Source organism: Terribacillus saccharophilus, assembly GCF_002272075.1.
GTDB lineage: Bacteria > Bacillota > Bacilli > Bacillales > Amphibacillaceae > Terribacillus > Terribacillus saccharophilus_A.
Window position 1 is genome coordinate 1 of sequence record NZ_NPBJ01000001.1, and the last position, 13,098, is coordinate 13,098.

Genomic DNA, 13,098 nt, shown 5'->3' on the forward strand with positions numbered 1-13,098 from the left:
TTTTTATTTGTCTCAACCTAGGGGGTCAGTCCCCTTATAGTGCCTCGCTTTTCTGATTTAGATCTCTTCATTGGTTGTACTTGTTTTCATACTTGTCGACTTTGAGTTATCATTTTTCTTTCTCAAGAAGAAAGCCAAAATCAAACCGATTGCCGATAGAATAACAGCTGCGATAAATGCAGCACCCATGCCAGTCACTTGCGCATCAGCAGGATTAGTAAAGTCACCATACTTAATTGTGTTGGTCATGATGGTAATCAGAATCGCTGTTCCAATTGAACCGCCGACTTGACGGAATGTATTGTTCATTGCTGTCGCGTGCGGAATTAAGTGGTTTGGCAGTGCGTTGATTCCGGCAGTGGTGAGCGGCATCATAACAAGTGCTGTACCAGCCATACGCAATGCGTAGATAACGATGATGAACGTAAGGGATGTATCCAGTTCAAGAAAAGCGAACGGAACAGTTGTCACAGTCATCAGTAGAAACCCAACGATGGCCAGCAATTTCGCGCCAATTTTATCAAAGATAACGCCGACGAATGGAGAAAGAATACCCATTACGATCGCACCTGGTAGTAGCATCAATCCAGAATGGAATGCACTGACGTCACGCAGGTTCTGCGTATACAACGGCAGGATAGTTTCTGTCCCGATCATCAATCCGAAGACGAGCATACCCATAATAGTTGTAATTGTGAAGGTGAAGTTCTTGAACACCCTGAATTCCAGTAATGGTTTTTCCAGCTGCAGCTGTCTGACGATGAACAAAATTAATGACAGTGCACCTACGCCGAGTGTCCCCATTACTTCCCAATTCACCCAACCATTTGTGCCGGCAGAGCTGAATCCATAAAGGATACCGCCGAACCCGATAGAAGAGAAAATTACAGATAGGACATCGATTTTAGATTCGCGCAACGTTGTTACATTTTTGAGAATGAAAATTGCTAATATCAAATCGATTACTGCAATCGGCAGAACGATATAGAACAAGTAATGCCATGAGAAACTGTCGACAATCCAGCCACTAAGCGTCGGTCCAATTGCTGGAGCAAACGCGATAACAAGTCCGAACATCCCCATTGCTGTACCACGTTTCTCCGGAGGGAAGATTGTCAGAAAGACAGTCTGCATGAGCGGCATCATAATACCAGCACCGATTGCCTGGATAATACGGGCAACTAGCAAGAGGCTGAAACTAGGCGCAACCGCTGCAATCAGTGTACCGATGCTGAAAGTAATCATGGCAAACAGGAATAATCTCCGCGTTGAGTATTTTTCAATTAAGAATGCCGTTATCGGAATGAGTATCCCGTTTGTCAGCATAAAAGCCGTAGTCAGCCATTGGCCTTGATCTGCGGTTATATCAAAATCTTGCATGATATGAGGCAGGGCCGTAACTAATAAAGTCTGGTTCAAAATCGTTACGAAAGCACCGATGATGAAAATCGTTACCGTTGCTTTTCGATTTATCTGAGCCGTCTGGTTAGCCAATTGTATTCCTCCTTATAGCAGTAGCCGAATTGCTCGAATACTTTCTTTCAAATTGTTATGTTGATCTAGGTAAGTTAGCAGCGCGTCAGTTAGATAGGCAGCAGGCGCTTCTTTAGCTAGTTCTTTCTCCAAATGATCTACAGCTTCTGTCAGCGAACTGTCCTGCAAGTCGTTTGCGGTTATCTCGCGCATTTCCAGCATGATTGTATGAAGCAGTTCCTCTTTTCCAGGAGCATCTGGTAAATCAGCATGAAAATGCAACTGGATATGCTTTTCATTTAAAAGGGGAGGCCGAGTTAACTTGTCCGTGACAATAGCATCCATCACTAGCTTCATCTCATGTGCAACCTCTGCAGGATCCCGTAAGATGGCGCCATCTGCCATCATCTTCAGATAAGGGTTCAGCAGCCCAAGCAGGTTCAGCGTCATATCCCATTTGAATGGTTCTACTTTATCTCCATAAAGATTCAACAGCATGTCCTGATGCCACTTGATAAGAATTGCGCGCACATTGTTCATATGCCGCTGCAGCTCCGACGATTCCTTGAAAGGAGGGGAGAACATCAGCATTTGGATGAGATGTTTGTTTTCTTTAAAAGAATCAATCTCCATCACAATCTTCCGCTCAAATCGCGCCTCGGGCGACAAGCTCTTGTCTTCCTCAATCAAGGTAGCCTTATTCGTCAGCTGCTGATGATTATACTGAATGAGCTCATTCAGCAGCGCTTCCTTAGAATCGAACAGTTTATATATAGAAGCCTTTGATATCTTACAAGCTTCCGCAATCGACTGCATCGACACCTGCTGAAACCCAAACTCGGCAAATTTCTGCTTTGCAGCAAGTATAATTTCTGTTTTCCGATCCATCACATTACCTCACTTAAAACTCATGGGTTTTATAAAAACCAATAGGTCACCTTTGGTACTATACGCTCCTTAATTTGGGAAGTCAATGCATTTGTATATGTTACCCGAAAAGACTTTTCCTAAAAGCGTTGACAAGCTCTAATATCTTTAATAGAATAATACAAGACGTTACATTACATATCGATTCCGTAGCTCAGTTGGGAGAGCATTACCTTGACAGGGTAGGGGTCGCTGGTTCGAGTCCAGTCGGAATCACTACATTGAAAAAGCTTGGAATCCTTGGTCCATAGGGATTTCAGGCTTTTTTCGGATCTCAAGTTTCATTCTCGATTTTTTGGAAGGGTATTAATAAATAAGTGGTCACAGTATTAGATAAACTCTAATGCTGTGTTTTTATATTTATGGATAAATAATAATACATAAAGATTCTAAAAACACGCTTTTGTAGATTAATATGTCGTTCGCAAAAGTACACTTATACGGAAGCTATAAATTAAATTAATTAATAATAAAAGAACGTTCAATGGAAGTTTTTTGAACGTTCTTTTTATTGGTCATACTTTTCGGACGATTTAAGAGGAGAGTGACGATATAGTTGAGGTTGATGGAAGTGTAGTTGGCTACAAGTTAACTACACTTTTTTTTATATTACTTAAGCTATAGCGCACCAGCTTATAAATAAACATTAGTTCCGACTTTGAGCTTTGTTACTTGTACTGCGCGTAAGTCTTAACAGAAAAAATTGGTGTTAAGTTTTCTGGTATTTAAATTTAGATTAATTGTTAATGTTAGAACATCAAATTGGAAAGTAGGTATATATAAGTGAGAAAAAATAGATATACTGAATTTAAAGAGCTGCACTATCAAACTGATGTATTGTATCTTTTTAATTGTTGGGACGTAATGTCTGCAAAAATTATCGAGAATAAGGGTGCTAAGGCATTAGCGACAAGTAGTTATGCTGTTTCAGATGCCAATGGATATACAGACGGGGAATACTTGCCTTTTGAAAATCTATTGCAGCTTTCTGAGAAACTTGTTCAAAATTCAAATGTGCCCGTTTCCATTGATGCAGAGGGATTCTATGCAAAGTCTTCAGAGTCACTTCATCAAAATGCACAAAAACTTTTTGGGACAGGAATCACAGGTGTTAATTTCGAAGATCAAAAACCACAATCAAAAGAGTATGCCTTATGGAGTGTTGACGAGCAATCAGAAAGGATAAAAATCCTAAAAAGTGCTGCTGAAGATGTAGATACAGAAATTTTTATTAATGCCAGGACAGATGTTTTCTTCAAAAATAAGAATCATTCAGTTGAACTAGTTAATGAAGCTTTGAATAGAGCGGAAAGGTATGCATTGGCTGGAGCTGATTGTATCTTCATTCCAGGTCTAACTGAGATAAGTTTGATTAAGGAATTCACTAAACATTCTCCGCTGCCAGTTAACATTATGTTGAATTCTTTTAATAGGAGCAGTATCGATTGGAGATCATTAGGGGTTAATCGAGTGAGCTATGGACCGCATTCATATTTCCAAATGAAGGAAACACTGTTAAGTAATCTTGTATTTAAAGTCTAGCAGAGAGAGTGTAAAGCTATGATTAATGATCCATCAAGAATTGATTTTTATTATAAGTTGTTAGTAGAGAAAAACTCAGCGTATGAAGGTACTTTTTATGTTGGCGTTAAAACAACAGGAGTATTTTGTAGACCTACTTGTCCAGCAAAGAAACCCAAAAAAGAAAACTGTGAATTCTTCAGTACAGCAAAAGAAGCTGCATTAGCATCATATAGACCATGCAAGAGATGTCAGCCGCTTAGCTTACCTAGTGTATTGTCACCAGAAGTTAAGAAGTTGGTTATAGCAATAGAAGAAAATCCTCAAAAAAAGTGGACAGATAAGGATTTCGATAATCTTTCTATAAGTGCTAATACAGCAAGAAGGCAATTTAAAAAGCAGTTTGGTATGACTTTCATAGAATATGCGCGATCTCGCCGTCTTGGAATCGCTTTTAATCATATACGAAATGGTAAATCTTTAATTGATAGTCAACTGGACAGTGGATTTGATTCTGGAAATGGATTTAGGGATGCTTTTTATCGAATAATGGGTCACGTACCCAAAAGAACGAAAGATGTAAGACTTTTAAAATCTAAGTGGATTGAAACAAAGTTGGGATCAATGGTTGCTATCGCAGATGATAATGCATTATTCCTTTTAGAATTTGTCGATAGAAGGGGACTGGAGAGTGAAATAAATAATTTGAGAGCCAAGCTTTCAATTGCCATTGTACCTGGGACAAATAGCATATTAGAAAAACTCGAACTCGAATTAAGCGAATACTTCGATGGTGCAATAAATTCTTTTACCACACCAGTCTCTGATGAAATAGGAACAAGTTTTCAAAGGAAAGTTTGGGAAGCATTAAAAAATATCCCCCGGGGTCGTACCATAAGCTATAAAGAATTGGCAGTTCTTGTAGGCAGCCCAACAGCATATCGTGCTGTAGCGAGAGCCAATGGAGCTAATCAAATATCATTGATTATTCCTTGTCACAGAGTGATTAATGCCAATGGAGGCTACGGGGGCTATGGAGGGGGAATCCAAAGAAAAGTCTGGTTACTTGACTTAGAAAGAAATAACATTGTTTTGCCATAGGATAACTTTGTTATTGAATGTCATAATTCATATACTAAGATTGTTCGATAAAGTACAACTTACTGAGGTTACAGAGAACTAGATGATTAATAAAAGAAAGTTTCTCCATACTTTATTAAAATATGGAGAAACTGAAAGATGCACTCTATATGAGTGCACCTTTTGTTTTACGAATTATATATTTCCCTGTTCATATTTACAATATCTTTATTAGAGAGAAGACTAATGTTTGAAACTGATAACCTCTCCATTACCTTATCTCGTAATAGTGGCGCTTTTTCTTTATTTGCCTTTTCTAGTGCTTTCGTTAGTTCATCTTTTGTTAGCTCTGTGCAGTATGCAGGAGTTCCTGGCTGTTGTCTCCAGGAGTCACTTAAAGAACCGCCATCTACAGTATCAAAGCCAATTTGGTTCACTACATCCATGATAATTTGTTTTTGTTCTATGTTATCACCAGCAACCGCCATGGCAATGCGTCCACTAGCACCATCTGGAGTTCCTTCATTTTCTAGAGTATAGGCTAATAAGTTGTTAAAAGCTTTGATGAAAGGTCTGCCTAATTGATTTGAAACCCAAATGCTTTCAACCATCCCGTTCTCAATTTCTTCTATCTTATCGTCTCTGCCAGGATAATAGTTTGAAGTATCGACAACAATTACTTCCTCCCCAACTTTTTCGATAATGTCCCGAACACTTGACAGTGCACGTAAAGGAAGAGATAGTATAAGAACTTCTATATTTGTAATTGCATCCTCTGCACGTACAGGCTTTCCAGCAAGATCTTTTCCTTCTAAGTGTTCCATACCCCGTGCATCCGCAATTTTTACGTCATGTCCGTTCTCAACTAATTTTTTTGAAATAATCGATCCAATTGATCCTGCGCCTATAATTCCAAATTTCATTCTTGTTCCTCCTTAAGAATTTGTATTCCAAAGAATTGGCTAGCTAGCTATAGACATACAAATAGCCAATTATTGAATATATACCTACTTATTTAGATAGTAAAAAGTATTGAGTATTTTTGTTACATATACTAGAATAAAAGCATTTCTCATATTTTTGAAGTAGTCAATAAAAATTGCTGTAGTACATTTTTTCGTACTTAACAGTAGAAAGCGGGTGAAAAGAGTGTCTAGAATTTGTAAGGATGGATTTGATATAGAGTGTATAAAGGGGCAAAGAGAAGTATATGGTATTGCCTATACTCAGAACATACTCTCTGGACGGTGGAAATATCTGATCCTTTGGTATTTGAAATCTAAAAAACGTCGTTATAGTGAAATCAAAGCTTTTTTAGGAGATATTTCACAAGGTTCTCTTACGAAGCAACTTCGAGAACTAGAAACGGATGGCTTAATTAATCGTAAAGTTTATCCAGAGGTTCCTCCCCGTGTAGAGTATTCATTATCCTCTAAGGGGCAAGAATTCATTCCTATTATTGATTTAATGGAAGAGTTCGGGAAGAAGTTTGGGGTACAAATAGACTAACTAGAGCAAGCGTATCAAGGTTAGACTTCAGGGCTATAAATTTACCAAGAACTATTTATCCTTCGTTAAGTACAAAAATATGTACTAAGACAATTATTATTGCCCTATTGAAAAGTTAGAAGAAAATATTATTATTGAATATATAGTTGCAGCGATTCAATTTAGAAGAGAATTCATATTTCTATTGTACTTTTGATTTTTAATCTAGAATGCATTCAGATCGATGTAATGTAAGTTCTCATTAGGTAACTTGACTAATATAATTTCACGGTGTTATATTTAGCTTGCTAAATATATGTCGGGTAGGGGATAGATATGAACGATAATGTTGACTGCGACATTCGTCAGTCTTTAGATAAAGTTTCATCTCAAATGCGTCGGGATTATAGTGAAAGTCTAAGGGAACTTAAGCTTTATGTAGGTCAAGATAATTTACTCGCTCGTTTGTGGCAAGGTGATGGAATAACACAAATGCAACTATGTGAACACCTAAAATGCGAGCCGCCTACGGTAACAAACATGGTTAAGTCCCTGGAACAAAACGGGTTCATATACCGTAAGCGTGATGAGAAAGATGCAAGGGTGATGCGAATTTATCTAACGGACGAAGGCAAAAAATTAGAAGATCCGGTTGACTTCAAATGGAAGCAGCAGCAAGAAAAATTACTGCATTCCATTTCACCGGAAGAACGTTTAATTTTAAGGGATCTAATGAAGCGAATGGAGAAGAACTTATCTTAAGTTTTCTCTAAGTAATTACTTAGTAGGCTAAATAATTAAGAAAGAAGAAGTTGGTATTAACCAATACACTATATCGCGCAGTGGATTATCGTCTTCTAGCCAGTAAGTACTTTAACACTCCCAGCCATCTGCAACATTGCTTACCGAATACAAAGGATTCATTCACAGTAAAAGGAAAACGATAGAGCTGTCTTAAGAATAATCCTCGGTAATTAGTTAGCAAGCTAAATAATTGTTGGTTTTTCAGATACTAAAGCTTAACTTAAATAATCGACTATGAGCTCTAATTTATTATGTGGAGCCTATACAAAATTAAGGAGAAGAAATGAATGAAAAGAAAAGAGATGCAGTTAGCATTACAAATGGTTTCAGGTTACGGAGCTGAATTCAGCGCTTGGAGAATGCCTGGTACCGACCCAGCAGCCTATACAAATACGGATAGTTATGTGGAGCGAGCAAAAATAGCTGAAAAAGGAAAATTTCAAATGATTTTCATAGCTGATACTCCTGCATTGTACAATGACTTAGGTCCTCAAACTCCTATGTTCCCTATGGATCCGATGTTAGCATTGATGGCTGTAGCCAGGGAAACGGAACATATTGGACTAGTTGCTACCCTCTCAACGACTTTCAATTATCCATATAATATTGCACGTCAGTTCAAGGCACTCGATGTTATAAGTCATGGTCGTGTAGGGTGGAATGCGGTCACCTCGTCCCATCCGTTAGCAGCGGCAAATTTTGGTGCTCAGCTTGCCAGTCGAAAAGAAAGATATGAGATGGCTCATGAAAGTATACAAATTGTCCAAGCATTATGGGGGAGTTGGAAACCAGACGCTTGGACGTTAGATGTAGATGCTGGAAAGTTTGCCGACATGGATAAAATTCAGCCCATCAATCTTAAAGGGCAGTATTATGCATCTCGTGGTCCTTTGCCAATCCCGCCTTCTGAACAAGGCCAGCCAGTTATTTTCCAGGCAGGCGGAGGGGATGAAGGGTTGGAATTGGCGGGGAGGTACGCTTCCGGTGTTTATGCAAACCCATATGATATAGAATCTGCACGTGAACACAGACAAGCTCTTCGACAAAGTGCTGCCCGTCTTGGTAGAAACCCTGATGACATCAAGATGTATGCAGGGTTTATGTTTTCCATAGGCGCAACGGAAGAAGAAGGTTTGGAACGGCGAAGACAGCTGATGAGTTTCAATCCTGAGGAGATTCCAAGCAGAGTAAGTTACCTTGGCACCATGGTTGGCTTACCACTATCGGTGAACACGGTAGATATTGATCAGCCTTTAGAAGCGGAAATGTTGAAAAAAACATATGCCAACCCAATGGATCCACGTTCTGCCAGAGCTTTACAGCTGCTGAAACAAGGGCTATCCATTCGTGATGTGCTTGCCCATGGAGTCATTAACTATCATCCGGTAGTTGCAGGTACCCCCGTACAAGTTGCTGACTTTTTGGAAGAATGGTTCTTGGCCGGTGCATGTGACGGCTTCTCGGTAGTTCCGGATATAGCCTATGATGGCGTTGCTGATTTTGTGAATCTTGTTGTCCCCATCTTACAGGAACGCGGTTTGTTCCATAAAGAATATGAAGGAAATACATTACGTGAAAATATGGGAGTTCCTTATCAATACGGACGACTTGAAAATTAAAAAAATCAATTGAGGAGAGGATTCAAATGAACAATACTGTTGAATTACTTCATAATCATACATCTATTCGCTCTTTTACAAATCAACCACTGACCGAGGAACAACGAGATGCGATATTTAAGGCAGCTAATCAGACATCTTCTTTCAGTCTTCTACAGGCCATTTCTATTATTAGGATTTCAGATCCTGATCTTCGGAAAAAAGTGATGCAGCTGTCTGTTAATCAACCTTATATTGAAGAAGCAGCGGAATTTTGGATTTTTTGTGCAGATTTTAATCGGAACCATCAAATTGCCCCCAAAGTAGACCTAGAGTATATGGAGTATCTTTTAATAGGAACATTTGATGCTGGGTTAATGGCTCAAAATGCATTAACTGCAGCAGAATCAATGGGGTTAGGTGGAGTTTATATCGGCGGAGTAAGAGCTAATATCACAGAATTAACCGAGATATTAAATTTACCGAAGTATGTGATTCCTCTAGTGGGACTATGCATTGGACATCCTGCTGGGGAGAAGCCTGGAATAAAACCACGTTTGCCACAATCAATGGTAATGTTTGAAAATCAGTATCAGCCTCTAGATGCAGATGAATTAGCAGCTTACGACCAGAAGATGCTTGAGTATTACCAGGATCGTCCTGTCAAAGCGCCTTTCACAGTGAAGAAGGTAAAAGGATGGAAAGATCATATTGAGGATCATCTTGAAAGAAGCAAACTGCCTTTCATGCTTGAGTATTTAAATAAACAAGGATTAGCAAAAAAATAAACAATTTGTGAATTGATTTACAGGGAGAAATACGAATGAAAAAGCAATACAATACGCGTGCCATCTTAATAGCGCTGCTTCTCTGCGGTTTTGTGGGCATGTTCAGTGAGACTTCTCTAAACATAGCAATAACTAATTTAATGGAAGTGTTCCAAATTAATGCTGCTACGGCACAATGGTTAACAACAGGTTACTTACTAACACTTGGGATTTTAGTACCTTTCACTGGTCTATTATTGCAAATGTATACGACAAGACAACTTTTTATTGTGGCAACCGCTAGTTTAACGTTAGGGATTTTTTTAGCAGCTATATCAATCAACTTCGAAATGCTCATGTTTGCACGGGTTTTACAGGCAGGTGGTATGGGATTATTATTACCTCTCATGTTTAACACAGTGCTTGTGATCTTTCCTCCAGAAAAACGAGGCTTAGCAATGGGCTATATTGGGTTAGTCTTATCGTTTGCACCAGCAATGGGGCCGGCAATTAGTGGAACGATCCTACAATATTTATCTTGGCAATTTATTTTCTGGTTGTTACTACCAGTGATAATAATTGGTATGGTATTTGGCGTGAAGAATTTAGAAAATGTAACAGAAGTACGTAAACAACGTATTGATTTTCTTTCAGCCATTTTATCGACAATTGGTTTCGGAAGTATTGTATTTGGCTTTAGCCATGCTGGTGAAGCAGGCGAAGGGTGGTCTAGTCCCCTCGTTTTGACATTGATTATTATTGGTGTGATTGCACTTACCTTGTTTGTATTCCGACAAAATAATGATCAGCCATTACTAAATTTACGTGTATTCAAATATCCGATGTTCGTTATCGGGGTTTTCCTTGTGATGATGTGTATGGTAATTAATATGTCGACAATGATTGTGTTGCCGATGTTCTTGCAAACAGGGGCAGGTCTATCGGTACTTGTTACAGGTTTAATCTTATTACCGGGCAGTGCACTAAATGGTGTTATACAGATGATCGCAGGGCGATTATTCGATAGGTATGGGCCGAAATGGGTTATAATACCAGGCTTAGTTATTGTGATGTTGGTTTTATGGTTCTTCACATCATTAACGCCAGCTTCATCAGTTGGATTAATCATTGCATTGTATATGATTCTGATGGGAGGGATTGCACTAATTTGGCCCGCCTCACAAACCAATGCCTTAAATCAGCTACCATCTGAATTATATCCACATGGCTCAGCTGTCCTTAACACATTGATGCAAGTCATTGGGGCAATCGGAACAGCTGTGGCGATTAGTATTGTATCAGGAGGAATGAACCAGTATCTAGCTACATCATCTACACCCACAATGCCTGATGAAATCGCAAATGCGATTACTGTAGGGGCGCAAAACGTGTTCTGGACGTTGATGACAGTTTCTGTAATTGGATTTATTATTGGCTTATTCATGCGTCGTTCCAATTACAGAAAAGGAAGTAAAGAGCATGCATAAAAGATGATGGTTAGTGCGGTATGAATGCCTGATCAGACGAATGGCTAATTAATTGCCTTAAATCGTTAAGTTGAAAGGATAAAAAACTATGAGTGATATTGTTATTATTTCTGGAAGTCCTTCTGATACCTCAAAAACTAAAAAGGTTCTTGACTATTTGGGGACAATTCTGAAGCGGGACGGATTTTCAATAAAATATATTTCGGTAAGGGATGTTTCAAAAGATGTACTATTCGAAGGCAAATATGATAGTCCTGAAATTCAAAATATCGCTACTTTAATACAAGATGCGAAGGGTGTCATTATTGGATCACCAATATATAAAAGTGCATATTCAGGGGTACTGAAAACGCTAATTGACCTACTTCCACAAGATGTATTAAAACATAAACCAGTGCTTCCATTAATGACTGGTGGTAGTGCAGCACATCTTCTAGCATTAGAATATACGTTTAAACCACTCTTGGCCTCACTAAAAGCACACAATCTAAAAGGGCTATATTTTATAGATTCACAAATTGATAAACAGGGAGAAATCACTATTATTGATGAGGACACTTTAAAACGTACGAAAAAGCAACTTTATTATTTTGAAAAGTTAGCAAAATAATTCACTGATATTAACTAAGTAGGGATGTTAACTTTTTAAGAGCGTTTATAGAACGGTGGAGCTTATAACCAACAGGAGATTGAAAATAATCAAGCAGGAGTGATTTAATAATGAATAATAGAATATGCGAAATATTAAATATAGAAAAACCGATTATTCAGGGACCAATGTCTTGGATCACAAATGCAGAATTTGTTGCAGCAGTAAGTAATGCTGGTGGATTAGGATTTCTAGGACCGAATGCCGGTCAGACTGATGTAACTCGTTCGCCCGAAGTAACTGCCGAAAGAATGAGAACTGAAATACAAAAAACAAAGGCTTTAACGAATAAACCATTTGGAACGACCTTAATTGTAAGTCATGATTTAACTTACACATGGCCAATTCTAGAAGTAGTTATTGAGGAGAAGGTTCCAGTTGTCCTTATAAATGGTATATTAGATGAGAAAATTTTTAAGCCACTGAAAGAAAACAATATTAAAATTGTTTTTAGACCAGGTACTCCTACTATTGAGAATGCAAAAGCCGCTGAAGAATTTGGTGTGGATGTTTATGTAGCAACTGGATTTGATGAAGGCGGTACCGTTCCAGAACGAGTAATCGGAACATTTTCAATTATCCCAATGATTGCCGATGCTATACATATTCCTGTTATGGCAGCTGGAGGGATTGGGGATGTCAGAGGTGTACGTGCAGCATTTGCTTTAGGCGCTGAAGGTGTGTTTGCTGGTAGTGTCTTTATTCCAACAAATGAAAATCCAGCAGCAGAAAACGTGAAACAAATGATTGCAGATGCTACAGCAGAAGATTTACTAATGTTCCGTACACTACCAGCTTACTATCGGTCTTTACCTACTAAATTATCAAAAAAGCTAGTAGAAATGGATGAAGATGGTGCCAGTCGTGAAGAAATAGCAAAAGGTATGGGCGGATCAGGTGGTATGCGTCTCGGTATGTTAGAAGGTAATACAGAGGATGGCTATATATCTGTCGGCACAGGAATTACCCCAATTAAAGAAATCAGAACTGTAAAGGCAGTGATTGATGACTTAATGCAAGATTTTAATTGAATTGCTATACTAACAGCTGTTAACTAGATTAATCGGAATCGGCGTTTATTGAATAAAGAGCTCATACATATTAGATATATCTAATATGTATGAGCTCTTATTTTATCTATATTATTGCCTGGAATATCTATGTCTAAAAACTCTTTAAAACGACTAGTAACTTCATTCATACAAAAGCCAGAAACCCATGTCTTAGAGGAAGAAGGCAAACTTATCGGAACGTTTTCTGCTTCAACCGTCCAAAGATCATGGGACAAACAAATATGGGGATGG

Annotated in this window: 12 protein-coding genes and 1 tRNA gene; 10 read left to right on the forward strand and 3 right to left on the reverse strand. The window is 38.5% G+C overall.

Annotation, left to right across the window (positions count from 1 at the left end; translation table 11 throughout):
* Positions 1-57 precede the first annotated feature (57 nt).
* Both CHH48_RS00005 and CHH48_RS00010 read right to left on the reverse strand, forming a co-directional pair.
* Positions 58-1,500, reverse strand: coding sequence for an MDR family MFS transporter (locus tag CHH48_RS00005; protein ID WP_095217319.1), 1,443 nt, complete (start codon positions 1,498-1,500; stop codon positions 58-60).
* A gap of 6 nt (positions 1,501-1,506) precedes the next feature.
* Positions 1,507-2,361: a TetR/AcrR family transcriptional regulator gene (locus CHH48_RS00010; protein WP_095217320.1), complete on the reverse strand. Its 855-nt coding sequence runs from the start codon at positions 2,359-2,361 to the stop codon at positions 1,507-1,509.
* A 182-nt stretch (positions 2,362-2,543) separates the two neighbouring features.
* Here CHH48_RS00010 and CHH48_RS00015 point away from each other — a divergent pair.
* The 3 genes from CHH48_RS00015 (at position 2,544) to CHH48_RS00025 (ending at position 5,022) form a co-directional block, all read left to right on the forward strand.
* Positions 2,544-2,616, forward strand: a tRNA-Val gene (locus tag CHH48_RS00015).
* Positions 2,617-3,183: 567 nt separating this feature from the next.
* Entirely contained in the window at positions 3,184-3,942 is a 759-nt protein-coding gene (locus CHH48_RS00020) for an isocitrate lyase/PEP mutase family protein (RefSeq protein ID WP_095217321.1), read from the forward strand.
* 18 nt (positions 3,943-3,960) lie between these two features.
* Positions 3,961-5,022: a bifunctional transcriptional activator/DNA repair enzyme AdaA gene (locus tag CHH48_RS00025; protein WP_095217322.1), complete on the forward strand. Its 1,062-nt coding sequence runs from the start codon at positions 3,961-3,963 to the stop codon at positions 5,020-5,022.
* A 167-nt stretch (positions 5,023-5,189) separates the two neighbouring features.
* Here the strand turns inward: CHH48_RS00025 and CHH48_RS00030 are convergent, their stop codons facing one another.
* On the reverse strand, positions 5,190-5,924 hold the full coding sequence (locus tag CHH48_RS00030) for an NADPH-dependent F420 reductase (protein WP_095217323.1): 735 nt from the start codon (positions 5,922-5,924) through the stop codon (positions 5,190-5,192).
* Positions 5,925-6,150: 226 nt separating this feature from the next.
* Between CHH48_RS00030 and CHH48_RS00035 the strand changes: the two genes are divergently transcribed.
* From CHH48_RS00035 to CHH48_RS00065, 7 genes are all read left to right on the forward strand, one after another.
* Positions 6,151-6,510, forward strand: coding sequence for a winged helix-turn-helix transcriptional regulator (locus tag CHH48_RS00035; RefSeq protein WP_176466486.1), 360 nt, complete (start codon positions 6,151-6,153; stop codon positions 6,508-6,510).
* A 315-nt stretch (positions 6,511-6,825) separates the two neighbouring features.
* Positions 6,826-7,251 (forward strand): MarR family winged helix-turn-helix transcriptional regulator, encoded by a 426-nt coding sequence (locus tag CHH48_RS00040; RefSeq protein WP_095217325.1) that lies wholly within the window; start codon positions 6,826-6,828, stop codon positions 7,249-7,251.
* Positions 7,252-7,580: 329 nt separating this feature from the next.
* The gene (locus CHH48_RS00045) at positions 7,581-8,912 is read left to right on the forward strand and encodes an NtaA/DmoA family FMN-dependent monooxygenase (RefSeq protein WP_095217326.1); all 1,332 of its coding nucleotides are present in this window, start codon (positions 7,581-7,583) and stop codon (positions 8,910-8,912) included.
* Between the two features lie 26 nt (positions 8,913-8,938).
* Positions 8,939-9,679 carry an oxygen-insensitive NADPH nitroreductase gene (nfsA, locus tag CHH48_RS00050; protein ID WP_095217327.1) on the forward strand — a complete coding sequence of 247 codons (741 nt, stop codon included), beginning with the start codon at positions 8,939-8,941 and terminating at the stop codon, positions 9,677-9,679.
* 11 nt (positions 9,680-9,690) lie between these two features.
* A complete protein-coding gene (locus CHH48_RS00055; protein ID WP_428848892.1) occupies positions 9,691-11,145 on the forward strand; it encodes a DHA2 family efflux MFS transporter permease subunit in 1,455 nt (484 codons plus the stop codon).
* Positions 11,146-11,233: 88 nt separating this feature from the next.
* Positions 11,234-11,755 carry an NADPH-dependent FMN reductase gene (gene ssuE / locus CHH48_RS00060; protein ID WP_095217329.1) on the forward strand — a complete coding sequence of 174 codons (522 nt, stop codon included), beginning with the start codon at positions 11,234-11,236 and terminating at the stop codon, positions 11,753-11,755.
* Between the two features lie 110 nt (positions 11,756-11,865).
* Positions 11,866-12,825 (forward strand): NAD(P)H-dependent flavin oxidoreductase, encoded by a 960-nt coding sequence (locus CHH48_RS00065; RefSeq protein WP_095217330.1) that lies wholly within the window; start codon positions 11,866-11,868, stop codon positions 12,823-12,825.
* The last annotated feature ends 273 nt before the right edge of the window (positions 12,826-13,098 follow it).